This window comes from Enterococcus sp. HY326 (assembly GCF_026157065.1).
GTDB lineage: Bacteria > Bacillota > Bacilli > Lactobacillales > Enterococcaceae > HY326.
The window spans coordinates 14,544-37,269 of the sequence record NZ_JANLGQ010000011.1 but is presented as its reverse complement, the minus strand read 5'-3'; the positions used below and the strand labels follow the sequence as shown (position 1 = coordinate 37,269).

Genomic DNA, 22,726 nt, shown 5'->3' with positions numbered 1-22,726 from the left:
AAAAACGTATTGACAATAAATAACTGAGAATATATAATAAATAAGAAGAGAACTTTGATTAGAAATTGTAAGTTAACCAAAAATTCTTATTCTTAACTAAAACAAGATATATTTATAAAGTTAAAATTAAATTTTTTTCTTGTCATTTTAACTATACGGTGCGGTTGAAATCCTTACTAATACAAAAAAGCAACCTGTCTTTTTTAAAACAGGTTGCTTTTTTGTATTGATACTATTTCTTTTTTTGTTGGATTAGAGTCAATAGCTGAGACACTTTTTACGAGAGATTTTTTATGCTAAGCAGCCAATATTTTTTTCTCAAATTCAACAGGAGACAAATAAGCTAACGCACTGTGAATTCTGCGGTTGTTATAAAATCCTTGAACGTAACTGAAAATTTGTCGCCTTGCTTTCTCAAAAGTTTGATACGTTGGCCGTTGATACACATGTTCTTTCTTCAATAATGCATGGAATGATTCAATTCCTGCGTTATCGTAGGGACAGCCTTTACGGCTGTAAGAATGGGTGATAGTTAATTCTTTCAGTCTTTCTTCGTAGTCATTACTTGTATACTGCGAACCTAAATCGGTATGAAAAATCAGTCCATTTCCAACGTTTCTATTTGAAACAGCGTCTTCAAGGGCTTTTTCTACAATAGCGGTTGTCATATTACGATCGAAGTGATAACCAATAATTTTTCTTGAATGAAGATCCATGATGGTTGAAAGGTAGCATCATCCATCTTCTAGCGTATGGATATATGTGATATCAGCCACCCATTTTTGATTCAAACCAGTAGTAGAAAAATCTTGCTTCAATAAATTTTGATAGTTATTTAAGAGTTTCTTGGCAGGCTTACCAGCTTTGAATTTCTTAATAACAATAGATCGAATCTTTTGGCGCTTCATTGATCTTTGAATACGTTTTATACTGATCTTCCGATAATCTGAATAGTTTTGTGCAAGTAGATAACGAATTTTCCCAGCACCGTAGACACGACCACTTTCGTGGTAGACACGGAGAATTCGACGATCTAATAAAGCTTGTTCGCTTGTTCTTCTGGAGGGTGTATGATTGATTTTTCGATAGTACACAGCTCTAGATATGCCAAGCAAACGACACATCTTCGATACACTATGATGGCCTGCTTCGCTTTCGTGACGGATGAATTCAATGAGTTCTATTTCTTTGCCAGCAGGCCGAGTGCTTTTTTTAAGATGAAGAGTTCCTCGTCTTTTTCTTTTAATTGCTTTCTTAGGGCTTTGGCTTCATCTGGAGTAAGTCCGCCAGGACTTGTTCTAGTGGCTCCTTGGACCCACTTTAGTATAGTAGAATATCCAATTTCATATTCTAAAGATAACTGGCGTGCTGATTTGCCTTGGTTGTGCAACTCTAAAATTGTTTCTTTAAATTCTTTCGTGTAGCGTTTTAGCATGATAAGACACCTTCCTTTGAGATTAGTTTACCCTCTCTCAAAATCTGTCTCAACTTCTATCCTACATCCATCAGGGAGTTAAATATTACTTAAGAGCTCGCTATCCTGACAATTCGGTGTGAAGTTGACAATCTCTGACATAATGACCACCTCTTTAGCCTTTTCAAAAAGTGTAGCATAGAGACCAATACGCTTCAAAAAATGAAGCAAATATTAAAGTGTTTAAGTTTTCAATGGAGGTCTATAGCAGAAACTTTGTTCAAAAAAATGAGACTACTCGAGAAACTATCTTTCAAAAATTTTACTCTGATTATGTATGGGAAGATGACCAAAGTTAAATAAGGTAGTTGTCAGCATAGCTATGGTAGCTGCTAAATATAGTTCACATAGTCCTCTTTATAAAAAGAAGCAAGCCCATAAAGAGCTAGCTTCTTAATTTACATAAGTTACGTTATACCAAGTAGATTAATTTCGTCTTTAGTGGAATCTTGAAATCAAGTCTATATTTTTTTCCATGTGAAGATTAGTGATTCACGTTCTATTTTTTTTACCAAATCATTTTTTCCTCGTATATAACTTTCAATATCTTCAGGAAATTTTTCGGCAAGTAAGGTTTTTACCTCAGCATATTCTTGACGTCGTTCATCGTTGTTAATCAAATATTCTTTTAAGGATATGTGTCTTTGAATTTCATTTATATTATCAAATTGAAATACATGCAAATGATGGCTACGATTATCTCCACCTTTAGAAAAAAATATTCTGTCTGCTAGACCATTTTCGCCATGACATTCATAGCCGATACTTGTTAGTTTTGTATTATCAACCTTAGCAAGGTTGCGAACAATCAGTAACATATCTATCACTGGTTTTGCTGCCATATTAGGAATAGCTGTACTTCCAATGTGGACAATGTTAATTATGTTTGATTGATTCAAATTCAAAATTCTTTTTGCCTCCTCGTTATATTGATTGGGCCAATTTTCGTCATATGGAACTACTTCAACTTTTCTCATACATCAAACTCCACATCTTAAATTTCAAATATTATTTTACTATCCAAAACTATATATTGTAAATATAATCATTTCTCCCAATCCTTGAGTTAATCGACATAATCTTCCTTATACAAAGCGGAATTCTTTATTTGATATAATTAAGCTACCAAATTTTAAGGAGGCTTACATGATTACATCAACACTCACTACTTACCCAGGTAAAAAAATTGTGAAAGATTTAGGGATTGTATATGGATATGATGATAAACTCAGGGCTATACGAGGTATAACGGCTATTGCTGATTATTTAGAGCAAGCACTGAGTGATATCACTAAAAATGCTGAAAAATTAGGTGCTAATGCAGTGTTAGGAATTTCATTTTCCATGACAGATAGAGCTATCCCAGCTGTCATTGGAACTGCAGTATTTCTAGAAAATGAAATCTAATTGAATTTTTGGGATATAATTTGAATCAGAACAAGTGATACAACCAATTAAGTCGTTATTTAACAGTTAGTAGACATAATGCCCATTATCCAAAGTAGCCCCACTGCCAACCATTTCAGCCGATAAGTTTGTGAATCTAACTATTTCACAAACTATGTCTTTACAGAATCTAAGTTTTATCCCATTCCTCAATTCAAAAGATTGTGAAATTTTTATACACTCATATTCAACTAGTGTTATTTAAACTGAAGCAGATAGGGAGTTATTTTGGAGGTGGTAATCAGTCAGAAAAGAAGATACTCAACCTATCTGCTTCTTACAAAAAGTATACCACTTGTTCCATCCAAAAAAACATATTGAATCATACGATTAGTTGAAAACTCATACACCTATGCTAAACTTAAGCTAACTTATAACCACAAAAAAATGACTTGATGGTCACATGCAAGTGATACTTCGTATACCATTTCTCACGTCATGATAGGAGTTTGTTTATGGATTTAATAAATCATTACATCGTTTTTACTGGTACCTTAACAAACTTCACCCGACAACAAGCGCATGCACTTGTCTATTCACTCAATGGAAAGCCACAAAATACCGTCACTACACAAACCACAATGTTAGTAATTGGAGTTCGCTCTGTTAACTTGTTAGAAACAGATACACCATCGAAAAAGATACAAAAAGCAGATATTCTGACTGCTAGCGGTCAGCACATTCAATACTTATCGGAATCTCAATTTTTAGAGCTTATCTTCGATATCTTTCTGTCAAAACAGCACTAACATCAAAAATACTTTTTTCAAAAACAGTCTAACTAAAACTACCTGCCTGTTGCGTGTTTTGGTGTAACACTACTTCTTGACGAATACACCCTACAAAAAACAGCGTCAACGTTTTAAACAAATAATTATCTGCATTTTGAATCGTATGATCTGTCCGTAATTTTTGAATTACTTTACGTACTTGCAAATCTAATTCCTCTTGCCAGTTCTCCGCAACCAACACTCTTTTTTCTTGTTGTTCAGCAGCTTTCTTAGCTCTCAACACAATCCCGACTGTTGAATAAGCTTGATCTAACGTTTTTGAAAATAGGCCTATAAATTTAAGGGTATTCTCAGCTAAAAATGTTTGATCATTAGTCAAATGAAATGTTGCTAGCAATTCCGCATCAAGGTCAGCATCTTTTTTAGTATCTGTATTTACTGTATCTGTATTTAAAGTATCTAAAGAAGTCTTAAATAGATTGTTTGCGATTTTCGAAATTTGGGACGAACCCACGTCAGCACTGGGATTCTCTTGAATTGCGATTTTCGCAATTTGAGGAGAAAAGTTATCAGGACAAGGATTTTCTTGAATTGCGATTTTCGCAATTTGAGAAACAGAAGACAAAGAATCCGTTTGAAAGACATCTGTTGCAGCTACTACTGGCTTACCTAAATATAAATAATTGGGTTGTCCTTCTTTTTGGCCATTCACAATTTTAGGCGGTTGTCGCTTTTGGAATAGTAAGCCGCACGCTTCCAACTCTTTCTTGATTTTGCTGACTTTACCTTCACGACAATTCAGCAAGTTCATTAGCTCAACAACCGTAAAAATGAAATAGATATTATCGTCAGCATCGACCCAATTATTTTGAATCGAATAATCAAAACGATCTTTCAAAAGCGTATAAGCAATCTTAGCATCATTGGACATTGACCGATACTTTTCACTCGTAAAAAATATTTGTGGCAACTGAAAATATTTCTCCCGATAAACTTCTGTTGATTTATAAAATTCAAAATTACTCATAATAGGATTACCTCTAAAATATTCGACTTTAAATTATATAACTAGCTTAATAGACTTTTTTTTATTTGAATACCCCATTTTATTTTATGTAGTAAAATAGTAGAATAGTAAAGTAGTAAGATAGTAAGATATATGAATAGTAGAATAGTAAGATAGTAGAATAGTAATCTTCAATAGTATAGATGCTTTAATATCAACCATTTCAACTTTATTTAAATAGATATTTACTACAAATAGTGAAATAGTAGAATAGTAAAGTAGTAGAATAGTAAGATAGTAAAATAGTAAATTTCAATAAAAAATATTTGTAGTAAGAAAGTATCTATGATAAGATACTTTATGTAGTAAGAAATGATAAAGGAGAATGAGTTATGGCAAAAAAGATTGTTTTTGGAAACTTCAAAGGTGGAGTTGGTAAAACTACAAATTCTGTTATGGTTGCTTATGAGTTAGCCAAAAAAGGATTTAAAGTTTTGGTTTGTGATCTAGACCCTCAAGCAAATTCTACGCAACTTTTAATAAGAACATACGGCCTACAAAATAATCAAGAACTAGTTATTCAGAAAACCATGATGGTTGCAATTCAAGAAAAAAATATCAAACCTGCGATTGTAAATATAATGCCAAATTTAGATTTACTACCTTCACATAAAGATTTCGTTGATTATCCAGATTTCCTTGAATTAACTTTTTTACCTAATACACCAAATTATAAAGAGGAAAGAATGGCATTTTTCACAAAACTATTACAGCCGATTGAAAATCAATATGACTATATAATTTTTGACGTACCGCCAACTTTATCTATCTTTACAGGAACAGCACTCTATTCTTCTGACTTTATAGTAATTGTACTACAAACTCAACAAAGATCATTAGACGGTGCAGAAGCCTTCTGGGAGTACCTTCAAACATTATACAATGAATACGATGCAATAGATTTTGATATTGCAGGAGTTCTTCCTGTATTGCTTAAAAACGATTCAGGAATAGACAATCAGATAATTAAGGACGCATCCGATTCTTTTGGTGACGATATGATTTTCACTACAATTATCAAACATATGGAAAGACTAAAAAGATATGATCGAAAAGGAATTTCAGAGGAAGGGTACACATCTGTCTATGATTTTCACGACCGCAAAGTCCATGAATTATACAATCAACTGGCTGACGAAATAATTAATAGAACAAATTCGGAGGATTAATTATGCCAAAATATGAATTCAAAAAAACAAATAAATCAAAAAAAGAAACGAAACCGATAGAGTCAACCAAAATATCAGAGCCAGTTTCAACCTTTAACCTTTCAGAATTTGCAAAAGAAAATCAACAAGCTTCAAATACCAAAGCTAAAATGGGACGCCCAAGAAAAAATAAAGTATACAGTACAGTCCGAATCCAAAAATACAATGTAAATAGAATTAATTCTTTACAAAATACTTTAGAATTTGATACTCAAGACGATTTGATTAATTTTCTAATTGATAGAGCCGAAAATACTCTTGAAAATGAACAAAGAATTATGTTCGACATGTATATGAAAACTTATGAAGCTAGAGATAAAAAAACCAAATAAAAAGGAAAGAAGGAAAATTCATGAAAAAATATATTATACCATTTTTAGTCGGAATACTTTTACTCGTGGGTTGTTCATCAAATGAGCCATCTGAAAACGCACAAAAAGCTATCGACAAAGTAGTCAATTATCTCGAAGTAGCAAATGCCTCTGAAGATATAGACTACTCTGATATTGAAAATAATTTTAGCTTCAAAATATACGAAGATAGCAATACAAAGGCTCTACTTATAGAATCCTACTCACCATCAAAAGAAGAACCAAACAAATACTTGGATCATTATTATTACGATATAGATACCGATAATCTCACATATTATGCAGCAGATTCTGATTATAATAAGAAAATGGATAGTGGTGATTATTCGATTATCTATATTTCAGCATATCTATCAAAATTCAAAAAAAGCTGTTCTATTTTGAAACATACTTTAGGGATACAAGACTTTCCCTATTGATTAGTTTTATAATAATTTAAAGGTCTTGAAACCCCAGTTGAATTCTGACTATCACGAGCTTGAATACTCAGAATAATTTCCTTATCACTCAATAGTGAAACAACTATACGATTGAATTGTTCACCCTCTTTTTCTGTTTGAAAGAACAAATTATCTTCTTCCGAACCTTCTAATTTGGTTAAATATTTTTGTCCATCAATATTGAACAATAATAAATTCCCCTGTTTGTCTATCTCGACACTGCTCATGGTCTCTGTCCCTTCAGTTTTCCATTTCCCAATTAACTGAAGAATTGTCTTATCATCCCTTAAATTTCCAGAATTATTTTTAGAGAACACTAGAAGGCCTCCTCCACATATCACACATATAATTATAATGGAACCTACTATTTTTTTTTCATAACAAAATCCTTTTTCAGTCAATCATTGAATTAATTTTACCAATTCGTAATTGATCGTTCCCAAATAAAAGAACCACCAGGTATATTGTACACAATTTGAGATTTGTCCGCTGCAATAATTTCTAAATTAGCATACCATGGATTACTAACCCAATAGCATTTTTTGTCGAACATGGCGTCATAATAAGTCCCCACAACATCTATTGCATGATAGAAACCATTCATGTTTCCAGTTCCTCTCCATGCTCCCCATATCGCATTACTTTTTCTTGCTTCATTTTGTATTTCCGTCCAAGTCATAGGACGCCCAACTTTGTAAGGATATACTCCCCTTGAATTAGCATATTGAATTATTTGATTATCACTCATCCCTTTATTCGTTCCTACACCTAAATATCTAGCAATGTCTTCAGCTGTAGTAGAACGAGCATCATTCTTATTATTTAAAATGTTTGCTGCTGCAAAAGCTGCACACCAAGGTCTAGAATCTTGAACAGCTTTAACATTCCAAGGGTGAATTCTGTAATTAAACTTATCAATTACTACTCCTCTTGAAGTAATTTTAGGAGTCATACCTTCAGTTTCAAAAGAAATAGAATCTTCCTGATTGACTACTGTTAATATTTCGTCATCATCAATGACTTTATTTTCATTTTTTTGAGAAAATAGCACAGATTCTACATTGAGTTCATCGTCAGATGCAGTGGTTACATGAAAAGTAAAAATAAGTGTCTTTTGCCCATTTAAAGAAGAATATATATTTCCATCTTCAGCATAAAATTTAAAGGGGTTATTCTCATCTATAACATTGTTGTTTAAGATATCTTTAATTTCTTCAACTAAATTACTAGACAAATTTCCTGAATATTCATTATCAGTTTTCCTCACATATAAAATTGACATTATTTCATCTTCGAAATAGATTGGAAATAGCGTAGTTCCTTCTTCACTGCCTTCTCCATCAATCATTTTGAATCCCTGTCCTAATTCATACTTCGTAACTGTTGAATCAAGATCACCTTCATGAATCATTCCACCCAAATAATATTGCAAATTATTTTTTTGCATACTCTTGAGCTTCATCAGCAATTACAGGGCTTTCAACTACTAAACTACTTTCAGAGCCAACTGATTCAGCTTTTACAATATCACTTGTTAAAAGCAATCCAGTCAATACAGATACTCCCAAAAATAAAAACTTCACTTTTTTCATAGAATTATTCCATCCTTATTTTGAATTATTTACCGGTTTCATCAATGATAACATACTGAAAAATAAAATAATATAGTTTAAATATATTTTTATTGTTTGAATAATATAAATTTTTTGTGATATTCTACAAATTAGATATTGTTCAATATAAAACCGAGTTTCAAAATACTGAAACCTTTTGATATATGCACTACCAAAAATTTGGATCAATTTTTTTCTGCTCTAACAAGCATTAGACCTCCAATACAAAAAAATAGTTTCACAGCCATTTATCACCTATCTAAGAACTAAAAAAAAGACCTAGACAAAAATCTAGGTCTTTTATGCTTATTCTGTCACTTTTGCAATTAAATCAACGGTAAAGGAACTTGCTTTCCAATCGGATTCTTCTAAAGTATAGGTGACAGACATAATAATTCTATTTTCGTCTCCATGATTCGACATCAAAATAAAATTAACTGCCTGAAATTCAGTATCAGAAACCTGTCTATAATACGCAACTTTATCCCCAACCTCTGATTCAGTGGAATCAACTTCATCTGCTGACAAAGTATTGTATTCCTCAAATAATTCAGCGGTCAAATAAGATTGCAGCAACTCTAAACGATTTTCATTTGTACCATAAAACGTGTTTACCAGCGCTTCGTTTAGCAACCTAACTTGATCTTCATTCACCACATTCAACGGCTCCTCGCTTACAACAGTGTCTTGCTCACTATCATTTGTTTCCTCAGCTACTTCTGAAGGTTCACTGCTGCTTGTTGTGGTGATTTCTTTAGAAGAACTATTCGGAACTGTAATAATAGAAGCAGCAGACTGCTGACTTTCTAAAGTCGCTACCTCTTGCCTTAAATCATCATTTTGGAAGGTAAGATACACAATCGTTCCTCCGAACAATAAAAACAGACCAGCCATTACTAGCCAACTTTTTTTCATATTTTCTCCTTTCTATTTTACGGCATCGGTAACACCGTTGCGGGATCAACAAAATTACCGTATAAACTTAACCGAACCTCAAAATGTAAATGTGGCCCTGTTGATTGCCCCGTAGAGCCTACATAGCCAATTACTTGCCCTTGCTTCACCTTATCCCCAACACGTACAGCCATGCTGCTTTGGTGAGCATACAACGTATACAGTTCATCATCATGCTTAATAATCACACAATTTCCATATCCACTAACAGGCACACCATCAGCTTGTGCAATTACAACTTCTCCATCCGCAACGGCGTAAATTTTGTCACCAGCTGGTTGTGCAAAATCTAGTCCATTATGATTAGAATACGCACCTGTAACAGGATTTACACGAGGGCCGAACCCACTTGAAACAATAGGATTCTGCACAGGCAAAATGAAACCATACTCACCAGAACCCCCTTGATTATTTTCGGTACCAAGATATTGTTTCACCATTTGAGCATAAAACATATTTCCATAGTTATACCGCCATGAATAACCTAGACTAGTGGAAATCACATTGATATAAGTTACTCGCTGTCCACCAGACTGCTGCTTAGAAAAAGCTATCGCATTTTCAAATGAATAGACATCGTCACAAAAAGATAAATAGCCATAACCATAGTTATAGCCTTGAATAACATTCAAGGGGTCAACATTTTCACCACTTTTCAACCCACTAGCAAAATAAGCAACACCAATTTCAATAGATTCGTTCGGGTCTTGAATAGTATTTGGCGGCCATCCTTTAGATTCGCTACATTGCATGATATCAGGCGTTTTTTCTGCATTCCCGCCAGATTCCACCATAATCAACGCTAAAATATAAGGGACGGCATCAGGAATCTCGTTTTTTTGACATTCAGTAGTTACTTTATCTTTCCAACGTAGGACTTCTTCAGGTAAATTAACGTTTCCTATACTCCCAACATCAGCTACTTTCTTCTCACTTAACCCCCCACCCAAAATCATAAGAAAGCCCATAAACACAACGCCAATAAATAATAAAACTCCTAATGCCATTTTTTTCATTAGGAGTTCCTCATTTCATTCAATTTTTCATTGAAGTCTGCTTGATCTTCAATGCTTGGCCGCTTTGGTCTGTCAAACGGAACAATTTTAGGTGGTGTATGTGAATGATTTTCATTGAAACCATAAGATAATTCTGTACTCGTAGAGAAATTATCTCCATAATCAACTTGATTCTCAGACAGACCAGCAACATAGGAATTACCTTGCATCGAACCATCTATGCTATCTAATAAATCGTTATTTCTAGAACCATCATGGCCAGTCATTGTATCTAAACTAGTTCCAGATAATTCATCAGCAGCTACTCTATCCAAACTATTTTCTGTACTATCTAATGAAAATTCATTCTGATTCCCATCTAATAAAGAAACATCCGCAGCATCCATTTCCGTAACCATCGGTGCTTGTGATCCTAATGAATTATCGGCATCAAGTACAGGTTCCAATGTACTCGCTGCAACCTCTAAATCTTCTCCATCGACTTCAATAGTTGGTTCCATTTCAGGGAAATCAGGTGAAAGCGAATCTGATTCATCAGAATCAACATCAAGATCGACAACTGGCTCTATTTCAGAATTATCAGTCACCAAATCATCTGAATCCACTTCAACAATAGGTTCAACAACAGGAATAGCATCCTCCGCATCTTCAGTTAGATTTTCCTGTTTATCCAATGTATCAGAGATATCCTCCAATAAATCAACTTGCTTATCTGAATCTGTTTCAGGTGATAGGATAGGCAACTGACCTTGATTATCGGAAATACTATCATAAGTCGGTATATCAGGAACCCGATTTCGAGAATTGTTGTTTTCTTCTTTTTCGTCCTCGTCGTCTCTATCATCAGTAGCAGCGTCACTAGGGTGCTTAACAGCATAGCTTTCTTTCGCCTTATCTTTCGCAAGGCTAGCAATCCCGCCTAACCCATTACTAGCAAGCGGAACACCTAATGCAGCCAAACCAGCAACATCTATTCCTAGTTTAGCAGCTGAACTCACTTTGTCTTTAACTGGTTGAATAATTTGTTTGCCTACGGCACCACTGGTAGTCGCTATTACACCACCTGTAATCATAGACAAAATGGTATCTTTTTTCTTCCACAAAATCACAATTACAACACAAATAGTCATGACTTGTAAGATATAGCTACCGACACCATCCGTCACAATGACAGCCCGCACTAGTTTAATCACACTCGTCAATAGCAGCAAACTTAGCCCTAACAATATACGAATACCAAATACTCCGAGTAAGGAACCAAGTACCTTCCAAATCGCACGATTAAAACGTGGAATTAAACTCATGAACAAAGCTAGTCCAATAAACGCACTTATTAGCAAGACCAACACCTCAACAAAGAAATTCATAAATTGGACAACTAACAGTGGAATCCCAATTGCCAGTGTCATTACTGGCGAAAGACCCGCAACCACGACTTTCCAACCCACTTTAGAACTTTGTAAATATTCATTACTATCGGCTACATTATTTAATACCTCATCTACTTCGTCATATTTTAATTTTGAACTTTCACCAGAAAACAGCAATTCATAGGCTTTATCAGGTTCCTCACTAGTATTAATTTTTGATACATCCGCAGTCCCATAATTCATCAGCAAATACGGTTCCTGAATCGACAACTCAAACAACGTATTGTTCATGGCTGTTACAGCTTCATCTTTGCTGCCACCGCCAGTATTCGACCCTGCATTGAGTAAACTCGCTTGGACTTCCGTTGAAATATTATTAAACCATGCAACATACTCTGAACCTTTTGCATTCCAACCAAAAGCCAAAATCATGACCACTGCAAAAGACCCCGCTTGCTTCCATGCACGTTGGGAACTTTTGAAAATAAATAAATACAAGCAATAAAGCACCATAATCACGATTAAAGTTAAACCAAAATTCGCATACAAAGTATCATACAATGCTTTAGAATAGCCGTTAAACGTGCTAATATAAGAATTTAACACACTACTTTTTCCGAATAAATCCATACCTAAACGCAATGTCGTGAAAATAACCTTATTAAAGTCAAAAAAGATATTTGCACCATTATTTAGCCAAGTTGACGCATCCAAACTCCGCATAAAATTCCAGCCATCTTCTGTCATGTACGATTGATAACTGTCCAAATTGTATTCAGAAGAAATATCCGCCACATTACCGGCCGCAAAAGCAGGTGTCCCTAATCCAAAGAAGCCTACCAGCAACACTAAAAAAATACTTATCACGAAAACTTTCTTTTTCAAATGACCCTCCCCTTACGCATATTTTTCTTCAGCAGCACTTGAAGCTGTCCGCTCAACTGTTTTCATTGCCAAATCCCATTCTTCAAACAAATTATGGACACTTAGTTTAGCCACACGGCCATAAATATCTCTAAATAAGCACTGTCCCTTCCACATTTTAGACAACATAAACTGATTTTTTTCAGTATTCTCAATTCCTACATGAGATAAAATTTCTGATCGTTCATCCTTCCAGTCAAAAGCAAATATTGTCCCGAAAGAACTGGTTCCTTTATCATCACGAGTATCTTTTACTGATTGAGTAGAATACACCAAAATATTACAAAACGATCGACCGACCCGCTGCATTGATTTTAAAATCTGTTTGCCACCTCTGGCTTTTTCAAAAATCCACGCTTCATCAAAAATTTCCATTGTATATTCTTGTTTGTTGGCATTTCCAAATTTCTCACAAAATTTACCCAACGGAAGCATGAGACAAACAGATTTTTTATTGGCATCCGTATAGTCACTCATTGTCGTTTCTTGATCTGGTAAATCCAGACCCGCAACTTCTAAAATAGTCACACGCTGATTCAAATTTAAACCGTCTGTTTTACCATCAGAGAAGCCTAAACGCAACGCGCTATTATTTATCTTCGACCACAACAAATCGCCAGCACGCTTAATTTTGACATCATCAGACCCTTGCAATTCACGAATAACAGTCAAAAATCCTACTTGTCCGCCTAATTCCCGCTGTTCAATCACTCGATCTAATGAACGGTTCAATGCTGTTTCTACTTCTTCTTTATCCTTCAGGTCATAAATGGAGCTAATCATAGCTTGTGCGGTATCTTTCGCATCCACATCTTTCAAAAAAACAATCGGGTCTAAAACACCTTGATTCTTCGGATTTTTAGCATCCAGCGTCACATAATGAAATGACCGTAAATGCTTTAAAAAACTAGGATAATGTTGCTGCATATACGAATCATTCACCGTCCGTTGAAATTGTTTCCGCACTTCCTGTTTCGGATCAATATAGAGGGTCTTTACCTTCATAAAAGAAGAATAAAAGAAAATCATTTTCGTTAAATAAGATTTCCCTTTACCAGTTTCACCAGTAATCGCAATATGAGGACTATCCGTCATTGCCCGCTCTTGGCCTTGGTTGGCCACTAAGAAGTTATACAGCACTATATTTCGTGAAGCTTTAATACTTTCTTTCAGGGAATCTGTTTCATCATAATAATCCGTTCGGCCAATATACCACCCAGCATTCGTACCCACATTATTTGTTACCGCAAATAATGATTCCGCTAACGTTTGGCCATTAGAGACTTGCATATAATCTCGCTGATTTTCAATACTCTTGCCTTCTAATTCTTGATAAAAGAGTTCTAATTGCTTGGCCGTTGGCCGTACAACCCGAATGCCTATATTATCCATCGTAGAAATCAAAGAATCCCCACGAACACGACATTGCCGAACATCTTTTCCACCAATGACAAAACACGCCATCCATTTTAAAATAGGCTCATTTTTATCAATTTCATTTTCTAAACGATCAGTTGCCTGCAACCCAAGTTTTAACTTATCTGTTAACGGATCACCTGCTTGCATTGTATCTTGCGCTTCAGTCGTGAATCGTCTTTTTTTTGCATTTACCTTAGAAGAAAATCCAGTTAACCCACTAGCTTCGACATAACAGGCTTTTATCCGTAATTCACAAGGAAAACCCATTTTTTGAGCCAACTGAAACAAATGATTATTAGAAATATTAATACTTTCAAAATTCGCAATTGGTAAAGTGGCCATCACACTTTTACCGATATCAGCTTCTAAATGTAAAAATCCGACATCAGAAATAGGATCAATCACCGCATCCGTAATCCGATCTTTATTTCGCACCTCAAACGCTGCATCATGTTCCATATGCCGAATATAGTTATACCGATTGACATAGACTGTTTCATCTTCAGTTAAACGAATGGCTTTTCTAGAGCGCAACGACCGAAACAATTCTTCTTCCAAGTTTTTAATTTTAGAAAATATCTCCATATCCACAACTTGACGTTTGCCTAACCAGACTAAAACCTTATCGGTTACATCCGCTGTTACACGTTTCACGGTATCAACAGGGTTAGCATTGGAATACACATCTTTTAACCGCACACCTAAAATGAAATCAGGTTCCGTGATCTCCCCTAAATTTTCCTTTAATGAATGGATTGTCCGATTCATATACTCCGTACCTAACGCATAAGATTCCATTGCTAAATCTTTTTGAAAATCCTCAAAACGGCTTGTCAGCTGCTTATCTTTAGGAAACATGAAAATCTCAAACTCTTTGAATCTAGGTAAGGTTTTCCGAAAAACATTTGTCCATTTTCGTTTAAATTCCTCAATTTTATCTAAATTCCCGAAATTCGTTTCCTCTGGTAATACACGATAGTACGCCCAAACGTAGCCCTCTTTTGTCAGCAACATATTTTTATGTATCGTCTTTAAAGGGGACTGGTACGTTTTAATTCCAGTGTCTACTGCCATACTTGCTATCCAACTCCTTTTAAAAAAGAGCCTAGCGTTAACTAGGCTCTACTCCTCATATTTTTGAAACACAACTTTTTTTGGTAAATGAACAACTTCATCTTGGCAAAATTTCTTCTTAGGAAGAAAAATCAAAAACATAAACTTACCTAAATCAAATAAATACCAATGCAACTTCTGACCATCAGGATTTAACTTCAAAATAACTCCCGAAATAATCCACGGGACACCTAAATAAATCAAATACTGCAAACCGCCTAACAATGAATTTAAAAACTCAATCACACCTCTAAAAAAAATATATAGAATCGCAATCACCACGACCATAATCATAAATCGAGCCAATGGTAATGCCACAGGTAATGTGATTTTCCATAATTTCCGTATTTTTGCGGGTTCGTCAAAAATATATTTGTAGTTATAACATTGCTTCACGCAACAACCCCCTTCCTAGCAATTCATACAGACAAATTATTCGTCAAAATCTTTTTGTTGTTTTGCTAGTAATTCTTCTAACTCAAAATTTCTAGCAACTAATTTTTCATTTTCAGATCGCAAATGATTAATGTCATAAAGGGATAAAGATTGTATTTCTAAGGCATCTACCAATTCTTTTGCATAAGTGCTTATCTCTGCATCATTTGTCGCTCTTTCCGCCTGTTTCAATCGCTTAAGATACTTCTTTTTTCTGTCGATATCGTTTAAACAATCTTCTAATATCGCTGCCTTGAAAATTGGATTCGTGTAAACATTTCGCAATTCTTTATCTAATTCCATCACATATCCTATCAGCAAAGTACAAATAAGAAACAATCCACTTATTATGGCCACCATAACAATCCCCCCTAAATTCTGTTTAGAACAACAATTCTGCTACTTTAGATAATGCCGACGACACAACGTTTGGATTTTGAACAACAAAGTAAGCTGCCCCAGCAGCTACCATAAATCCAACCATTTTACCCCAATCCTGCTTCCATAAATACCGCACCGCAAAAACAACTAATACAATCCAAATGGCGTTACCGCCCTCAGTTTTAACCCATGTTAAAAATCCGCTTAAACTTGGCATACTTAATTTCCTCCTAATGTATGATTTAATTCTGAAACAAAAAACTTCCCATCAACTTTACTTAATGTTATCGTCATATTTTCTTTATGATTGAATGTTGTATCTTTCAAGGTAAATTCAACAACCGACTTCACAATATAGCCGCCATCCTGTCCTGCATACACTCGATTATCAGACGACACATACTCGTATTCACCATCTAAACTTTCAGGATCAGCCATCATATACGACATATCCTCTAAAGAGTTTGTCGCATAGTTAGAAAAAAACTGTTCTAAAAACGTAGTAACTTCGCTGCTTTCATCAGAAGGCACCTCAGATTCATCATTCATTGAATTTTCTTGTAGGCCTGTCAACCCCTTATCTTGTGGCGCACTTGTATAATAAGGAATCTCAGAAATTGCGATAACTCCATTTTCACTATTAAACGGAATATTGATTAGCTGATTAACAACTAATTCCGTACTATCTTCTTCAGTATCTTCAATAGAATAGGTCACCAAATACTTAGCCACACGCTGAATGTCCTCTTGGCTGATCTCATACAACTTATAAGACGTTAGCTTTTGAATATAGGAACTAGACGAACTTACAACAGAAGGATCACCAAAATATTCCTTTAAAGTTTCTTCTCGAACCGTTTTGGCCGCATTATCTTGCGGGTTACTATTCAAAAAGATTGGTAAAAACCGACTAAAATAAGCATCAACTTGTGTCGTATCATCAACAATTTCTTCTGGATTTGATAACTGATTTTGAACACTTTCAACAGCGGCTTGTGCCTGAGCGCTTCTCACATTAGCCGTGGCTGCTGCTCCAAAAGCCATACCGCCTGAAGCCCCTAATCCTAGTACAAGTACCCAAACTCCAACACGAGCAATTTTAGAGAAACTTCTTTTTGCTTCAGGAATTTGCTTTTCTTTTTTAGCCTTCCTTTTTTGGCCAACACTCGCATTATCGACCTCATCAAACTCATAAACATACGCATTTTCTTTTTCTACTGCACTAATAGAGCCATCAGAATCAGGAAATGCAGCTTGTTCAATTAGATCAGGTTCAGCAAAATATTTTTCATTTGAATTTTCAACAAATGAAATATCCAACTCTTTCTGAATTTTTTTCAATTCTTCGGACGTTGGCGTAACCAGCAACCGCTCAATACTAGAAATCCGCTTTTGTGGAATCCCTGTACGCTCACCTAAAACTTTTTGTGTTAAATCTAATTCCAATCGCATTGCCTTCATCTGTTCCAAGTCAAATGAAGCTACATCAGAACCAGAAACAACAGGAGCAGCTTGTTCCACAACTTTATCATGAAGTGTTGGTGATTCTTCAGGTAAATCATAAATAGCTGACGATAAACTTTCTTCTGGAAGATCAAAAAAGTCGAACGCTTCCTTTTCTTTTAAAGAAATTGCAGCAATATCTCCCATCGCCACAGAAACACCATCAATCATTAAAAAGCCATCCGAAAGAATGAAATGCTCTTTCAACGCTTCATTTCGAGTTAATTTTTCTAAAGCCGAGAAACTTTCTTTTCTACTCTGGCCATTTTTTAAGGTCACAACTAATTCATAAGAAAAAGGTTCTGTTGTAGCAACTGACTTCTGCCGCTGCTTCCCTTCAAACTTTGGAAACGAAAACCCAAAAGCAGGTTTCTTTTTTGCCCGTTTTGCTTTCACCACTTCTTTACCAGCCCCCTTTTTTGACCGTCTGTCTTGAATAAACTGATACGCAAAAAATAGACACAATAATAAAACAGCCCATGCAACAATTTTTTGTATTTCCATTAGTACCTCCTTTAGCTAAATAAAAGAAGGAACCTGCTAAGGCTCCTTCCAGCAATCTTATTCTTCTTCATCGGCTAACTGACGTTTCTTAAAGTACAACACATTTAGTAACAATAGAACCCCAACAAGCGACAATCCAGTAACAATTTCACCAGTTTGTGGTAATTTGCCACCTTGAACAATGAGCGGTGTCAACGTCACGACATTTGATTCGGTTGTTTCGTCACCAACCGTTAACTGCATGGTATTTTCTAATGTAGTCCCTTCTAATCTAGTGTCATGAGTATAGGTTGTATCAATCGTCCACTTCAAATATGTTTGTGACAAGGTATCTGCATAATCCTGATTCACACTTACCGAAATAGCTCGATCATCAACTGTAATCGTTGTTTGATCTGTCACATCATTTCCTTCACTATCCGAAACAGTATAAGAGTTATAACTTAACCCTTCAGGTAATGTATCACTAAACGAAATTGGTGTTCCAGCTGCATTATTATTTCCAATATTCACAGTCCCGACAAAAATCACAGTTTCCTGATCCTGAAGGCCATCATAGTTATCTACTAAAGAGCCATCTTCTTTTTGAATCGCTTTAGAAATACTATTTTCAGTAATTAAGATATTTTGAATATCCAATAACTGTTCGTCTGTTGCAGCATCATGAGAACTCACTAAATTATCAGCAAGCACCGTTTCTTCCTCAGTCACTTCACTACTACTTGTTGTTTCAGTAGTAACCTCAGAAGATTCTGTCGTTTGATTTTCTTCAGAAGAAGAACTGCTACCCTCATTACTAGATTCTGTTGTACTTGTTGAATTTGTCGTTTCATCTTCTTGCGCAACTTCTTCTGAAAGCAATGCTTCTACATCAGCATAAGGAATAAAGACATCTTCTACCGTATACCCTGTTTCATAGAAATGGAAAACGTAGTTTTCATCACTATTTGTCGCTTCATACTTAAAGTACATTTTATTCATTTTCAAAACATGGTTTTCGGTAGTGCTTTGTTCAGAAATATAGTAGATTTCACCACTGATTAATTCTGTCACATGAGAAAATGAACCATCCTCAGCTAGCTCAATATCAGCTAACTTAGTATCGGCTGTAACCTCAACATTTTCATCTACTGAAATATCTTCAGCGTTAAATAAGGCAAATGTTGCCCCATCTTCCGCAACAAACGAACCATCTTCTTGTTCAAAAGTCTTAGTACCTTCTAATACAACATTTTGATTCAAGTCAGTTTGTTTTGCATCAGAGATATTTGTTTCTCCCACCGCTTCAATCGTGACAGGAATCGGTGTAGGATCTACTTGAATCCCTTTAGGTGCTGAAATTTCAATAAATTCATACTCTCCTGGCATTTTCACAGTAAAAGTTGCATATCCACTCGCATCTGTCGTTTGCGTATCCGCTACCTCACCTGCTGCATAAGCAACTGTTCCGTCACCATATAAAATTTCTTCAACTGCCTGTAATTCATACGTCACACCTGCTTGTTTTTGGAGCGTATATGTTAATCCGTTTATTGTTTTAGTGTCCGCTTCATCAGAATCAGCAGCATAAGCCACATTAAACAATAGATTAGCTAACACGCCACTAGAACTACTATCAGCAGTTTCTTCCTCTTTCGTAACAGTTGAAATAGGCTGCCACGTAGTCTTGTAAATTTTTGCTTCTAAACTTGGAACTGTCACCGTCACTTCATTTGTAAGCTGATCTTTGTCATTAATCGTAGAGGTAGCAGTATTTTTAATCACGGTGCCTGAAGCAATATCTTTTTTGGCCGTCACGTTGATTTCTAACTGGTAACTCTGCCCCGCCATCTTCATGTTAGACAAAAATTCTTTTGAAGACGTATACGTAACCGTATGACTTTTCTCATCATAGGTGTAACTGCCACCTTCATCTACCGCTTTGCCAGATTCATCTAATAAACGGCTAGAGTTATACGTCACATTCGCATCCAATTTGTCCGTGATTTTCCATGACGTAAATTGATTCCCGTTAGTGACCTGTTGGGTCAATTTATATGAAAATGGTGTTCCTGATAAAATCAATTTTCCATTTAAATCGGTTCCTGCAACATCTTGAATGCTTTTTACTGGTGCTTTAGGATTTTCGACTGTCACAGTCACTTTATTCGTGATCTGATCTTTGTCATTAATAGTTGACGTAGCTGTATTTTCAATCACCGTGCCTGAAGCAATATCTTTTTTGGCCGTCACGTTAATTTCCAGCTGGTAACTTTGACCTGCCATTTTCATGCTAGACAAAAATTCTTTTGAAGCCGTATAAGTCACGGTATGACTTTTTTCATCATAGGCGTAACTGCCACCTTCATCTACCGCTTTGCCAGATTCATCTAATAAACGGCTAGAATTATAGGTCACATTCGCATCCAATTTGTCCGTGATTTTCCATGACGTAAATTGATTGCCGTTAGTAACCTGTTGGGTCACTTTATAATTGAAAGACGTTCCTGATAAAATCAGCTTGCCATTTAAATCAGTTCCTGAAGCATCTTGAATACTTTTCACTGGTGCTTTAGGATTTTCAACTGTCACCGTCACTTTATTTGTAACCTGATCTTTGTCATTAATGGTTGACGTAGCTGTATTTTCAATCACCGTGCCTGAAGCAATATCCTTTTTGGCCGTCACGTTAATTTCCAACTGGTAACTTTGACCTGCCATCTTCATGCTAGACAAAAATTCTTTTGAAGCCTTATAAGTCACGGTATGACTTTTTTCATCATAGGCGTAACTGCCACCTTCATCTACCGCTTTGCCAGATTCATCTAATAAACGGCTAGAATTATATGTCACATTGGCATCCAATTTGTCGGTGATCTTCCATGACGTAAATTGATTGCCGTTAGTGACCTGTTGGGTCACTTTGTAATTGAAAGACGTTCCTGACAAAATCAATTTGCCATTTAAATCGCTTCCTGACGCATCTTGAATACTCTTTACTGGTGCTTTAGGAATTTCAACCTTATTTTTTACCTCATTTGTACTATTGGATACATTGTTAATCGTAACCATAGCTTTATTATTGATTTCTACACCATCCGCAACCGAATCATTCACTTTTACTGTCACCAAAAGTCGATAAGTTTCCCCTTCTAGCGGCATTTCAGTTAAAAATTTATCTGAAGCCGTATAGGTCAACTTATGACCAGATTCATCATAAACATACTTTCCATCTGCATCTACCGTTTTTCCCGTTGCATCCACTAACTTAGAACTAAAATACGTAACATTTTTATCCAACTGATCTTCAATCATAAACTTACTATATCGTTCCAATAAATCTTGCCCCAAAACAGATACCTTTTGAGAAATTTCATATGTTAGGGTTTGGCCAGCTTGCACCAAATCACCATTAATAGAAGCACCAGCATCATTCATTACATCTTTCACTGGCTTTTCAGGCTCTACACTAAATAAGGTTGATGTTGTCATTGAGTTCCACGTATACGCATCATTATTCGCCCGACCAGAATAAATTGTAAAGACATTATCTGTTCCAGACAATTTAAATGATACAGTTGCACGATTATAATTAATAGCACCTAATTTATCATAATTGGCATTCCAATCATCGGTATCTGCTGATCCTACACGTTGCCCCAACAATAATTGACCACTACCAGTCGCAGGATTCACAACTTCTTCCAACAATGTATCGTTAGTAACATAATAATCATTGGTATTTATTTTATTAAATCCTACACCCTCAGACCAAGCACCATCACTTGAACCACTTCCACTCGGATTCAAAGAACCAAAGCCCATATACGCATTATCCAATAAAATCGCTTGTCCATTGCTATCTAAAACAACTAATCGGACATCAAATGTTGACGTTCCAGAAAAAATGAAACCCGAAAAAATATTTTTACTTAAATTAAGGTAATTCCCTCTATTATAAAAATCTGAAGGTTCTTTATCCGACTTTACAAAATTTGAATATTCCAATTTCACATGAACAGGTTGACCATCATAAGTCGCAACTGTACCGTGATCTACAACGACCTTTAGCTTAGACCAGTCATTCCGATTGTTCAGCTTTAATTTAAAACTGCCATACTCCTGTTGAAACGCAGCTTCAGATGGTGTAGTAGAATTTTCACCCTCTAGCGTATAATCACTCGTGCCTGATACCTCAATTGTTGCATCATTCGGATTCCCCATTGACGGATTTTTCGGAATGAATAAATCATTGCTAGCAACAATCGGATTCGATGGATCAACCTCTACTCGCGCTGCTTGAACTGTTTGACTAATCCCAACTACTGACAACACCGCTATTAAAAGCGCCAATAACCACTGCTTTACTCGCTTAATCATACGTACCTCCTTTATTTTTTACATTCACTCGTTCAAAATGCCGTTGCAATTGTTTCACCATGTCATAGCCATTTAAATGATTGGCAAACATAATCACACGACTAGCTTCACCATCTTTTTTCGGAAAATCAGCTTGATAAAAGTCATAAAACATTCGATTTTTTTCTTTATAACCCTCAACAATTTCATACCTGTTCCGAGACTTACTGATTAAGCGCTCATACACAACATTTACTAGTGGTGTAAACGGCAAATCACTTCGACCAGTTAGTAACATGGCTTCAATAAACTGTTCGCCATCTTCATCTGTCGGCTCACTTCGTTGGCAGCTAAAGCCATAGGCTTTTAACAATCGACTAACTGTCACAATAGGCTCATTTTTTAATCGTATCACTCAAT

General features: G+C 35.5%; 22 protein-coding genes and 1 pseudogene. 5 read left to right on the top strand and 18 right to left on the bottom strand.

Annotation, left to right across the window (positions count from 1 at the left end; translation table 11 throughout):
- Positions 1–296: 296 nt before the first annotated feature.
- From ORH16_RS18015 to ORH16_RS18000, 4 genes and pseudogenes are all read right to left on the bottom strand, one after another.
- Positions 297–722: pseudogene (locus tag ORH16_RS18015) on the bottom strand (IS3 family transposase); the annotation flags it as partial.
- Positions 723–734: 12 nt separating this feature from the next.
- Positions 735–1,115: an IS3 family transposase gene (locus tag ORH16_RS18010; protein WP_265460290.1), complete on the bottom strand. Its 381-nt coding sequence runs from the start codon at positions 1,113–1,115 to the stop codon at positions 735–737.
- A gap of 65 nt (positions 1,116–1,180) precedes the next feature.
- A complete protein-coding gene (locus ORH16_RS18005; protein WP_265460288.1) occupies positions 1,181–1,435 on the bottom strand; it encodes a transposase in 255 nt (84 codons plus the stop codon).
- Between the two features lie 500 nt (positions 1,436–1,935).
- Positions 1,936–2,451 carry a GrpB family protein gene (locus ORH16_RS18000; protein ID WP_265460286.1) on the bottom strand — a complete coding sequence of 172 codons (516 nt, stop codon included), beginning with the start codon at positions 2,449–2,451 and terminating at the stop codon, positions 1,936–1,938.
- Positions 2,452–2,620: 169 nt separating this feature from the next.
- Between ORH16_RS18000 and ORH16_RS17995 the strand changes: the two genes are divergently transcribed.
- Both ORH16_RS17995 and ORH16_RS17990 read left to right on the top strand, forming a co-directional pair.
- Entirely contained in the window at positions 2,621–2,881 is a 261-nt protein-coding gene (locus ORH16_RS17995; RefSeq protein ID WP_265460285.1) for a heavy metal-binding domain-containing protein, read from the top strand.
- A gap of 494 nt (positions 2,882–3,375) precedes the next feature.
- Positions 3,376–3,669 (top strand): BRCT domain-containing protein, encoded by a 294-nt coding sequence (locus ORH16_RS17990; RefSeq protein ID WP_265460284.1) that lies wholly within the window; start codon positions 3,376–3,378, stop codon positions 3,667–3,669.
- A gap of 28 nt (positions 3,670–3,697) precedes the next feature.
- Here the strand turns inward: ORH16_RS17990 and ORH16_RS17985 are convergent, their stop codons facing one another.
- Positions 3,698–4,678, bottom strand: a complete 981-nt coding sequence (locus ORH16_RS17985; RefSeq protein ID WP_265460282.1) for a replication initiator protein A — start codon at positions 4,676–4,678, stop codon at positions 3,698–3,700.
- Positions 4,679–5,049: 371 nt separating this feature from the next.
- Between ORH16_RS17985 and ORH16_RS17980 the strand changes: the two genes are divergently transcribed.
- From ORH16_RS17980 to ORH16_RS17970, 3 genes are read left to right on the top strand one after another with little or no spacing between them, the layout of a single operon-like run.
- Positions 5,050–5,886 carry a ParA family protein gene (locus tag ORH16_RS17980; protein ID WP_265460281.1) on the top strand — a complete coding sequence of 279 codons (837 nt, stop codon included), beginning with the start codon at positions 5,050–5,052 and terminating at the stop codon, positions 5,884–5,886.
- A gap of 2 nt (positions 5,887–5,888) precedes the next feature.
- Positions 5,889–6,257: a Replication-associated protein RepC gene (locus tag ORH16_RS17975; RefSeq protein WP_265460280.1), complete on the top strand. Its 369-nt coding sequence runs from the start codon at positions 5,889–5,891 to the stop codon at positions 6,255–6,257.
- Between the two features lie 20 nt (positions 6,258–6,277).
- On the top strand, positions 6,278–6,715 hold the full coding sequence (locus tag ORH16_RS17970; RefSeq protein ID WP_265460279.1) for a hypothetical protein: 438 nt from the start codon (positions 6,278–6,280) through the stop codon (positions 6,713–6,715).
- Here ORH16_RS17970 and ORH16_RS17965 read toward each other — a convergent pair.
- The 13 genes from ORH16_RS17965 to ORH16_RS17905 form a co-directional block, all read right to left on the bottom strand.
- Positions 6,709–7,053: a hypothetical protein gene (locus ORH16_RS17965; RefSeq protein ID WP_265460278.1), complete on the bottom strand. Its 345-nt coding sequence runs from the start codon at positions 7,051–7,053 to the stop codon at positions 6,709–6,711. The two genes, ORH16_RS17970 and ORH16_RS17965, sit on opposite strands and share 7 nt — an antisense overlap.
- A gap of 98 nt (positions 7,054–7,151) precedes the next feature.
- Entirely contained in the window at positions 7,152–8,183 is a 1,032-nt protein-coding gene (locus ORH16_RS17960; protein WP_265460277.1) for a C47 family peptidase, read from the bottom strand.
- Entirely contained in the window at positions 8,170–8,328 is a 159-nt protein-coding gene (locus ORH16_RS17955; RefSeq protein ID WP_265460276.1) for a hypothetical protein, read from the bottom strand. The genes ORH16_RS17960 and ORH16_RS17955 overlap by 14 nt, the downstream gene beginning before the upstream one ends.
- 327 nt (positions 8,329–8,655) lie before the next feature.
- A complete protein-coding gene (locus ORH16_RS17950) occupies positions 8,656–9,264 on the bottom strand; it encodes a hypothetical protein (protein WP_265460275.1) in 609 nt (202 codons plus the stop codon).
- A gap of 17 nt (positions 9,265–9,281) precedes the next feature.
- Positions 9,282–10,319, bottom strand: a complete 1,038-nt coding sequence (locus ORH16_RS17945) for a lysozyme family protein (protein WP_322597313.1) — start codon at positions 10,317–10,319, stop codon at positions 9,282–9,284.
- Positions 10,319–12,556: a CD3337/EF1877 family mobilome membrane protein gene (locus ORH16_RS17940; RefSeq protein WP_265460274.1), complete on the bottom strand. Its 2,238-nt coding sequence runs from the start codon at positions 12,554–12,556 to the stop codon at positions 10,319–10,321. Before ORH16_RS17940 ends, ORH16_RS17945 begins: the two co-directional genes overlap by 1 nt.
- 30 nt (positions 12,557–12,586) lie before the next feature.
- Complete coding sequence (locus ORH16_RS17935; RefSeq protein WP_265460273.1) at positions 12,587–15,106, bottom strand: ATP-binding protein; 2,520 nt, start codon at positions 15,104–15,106, stop codon at positions 12,587–12,589.
- Between the two features lie 48 nt (positions 15,107–15,154).
- The gene (locus ORH16_RS17930; protein WP_265460272.1) at positions 15,155–15,541 is read right to left on the bottom strand and encodes a TcpE family conjugal transfer membrane protein; all 387 of its coding nucleotides are present in this window, start codon (positions 15,539–15,541) and stop codon (positions 15,155–15,157) included.
- Between the two features lie 36 nt (positions 15,542–15,577).
- A complete protein-coding gene (locus tag ORH16_RS17925) occupies positions 15,578–15,940 on the bottom strand; it encodes a hypothetical protein (protein WP_265460271.1) in 363 nt (120 codons plus the stop codon).
- Between the two features lie 22 nt (positions 15,941–15,962).
- Positions 15,963–16,178, bottom strand: coding sequence for a TcpD family membrane protein (locus ORH16_RS17920; RefSeq protein ID WP_265460270.1), 216 nt, complete (start codon positions 16,176–16,178; stop codon positions 15,963–15,965).
- A gap of 2 nt (positions 16,179–16,180) precedes the next feature.
- Positions 16,181–17,968 (bottom strand): conjugal transfer protein, encoded by a 1,788-nt coding sequence (locus ORH16_RS17915; protein WP_265460269.1) that lies wholly within the window; start codon positions 17,966–17,968, stop codon positions 16,181–16,183.
- A gap of 57 nt (positions 17,969–18,025) precedes the next feature.
- The gene (locus tag ORH16_RS17910) at positions 18,026–22,327 is read right to left on the bottom strand and encodes an isopeptide-forming domain-containing fimbrial protein (protein ID WP_265460268.1); all 4,302 of its coding nucleotides are present in this window, start codon (positions 22,325–22,327) and stop codon (positions 18,026–18,028) included.
- Positions 22,320–22,721, bottom strand: a complete 402-nt coding sequence (locus ORH16_RS17905; protein WP_265460267.1) for a hypothetical protein — start codon at positions 22,719–22,721, stop codon at positions 22,320–22,322. Before ORH16_RS17905 ends, ORH16_RS17910 begins: the two co-directional genes overlap by 8 nt.
- Between the last annotated feature and the right edge of the window lie 5 nt (positions 22,722–22,726).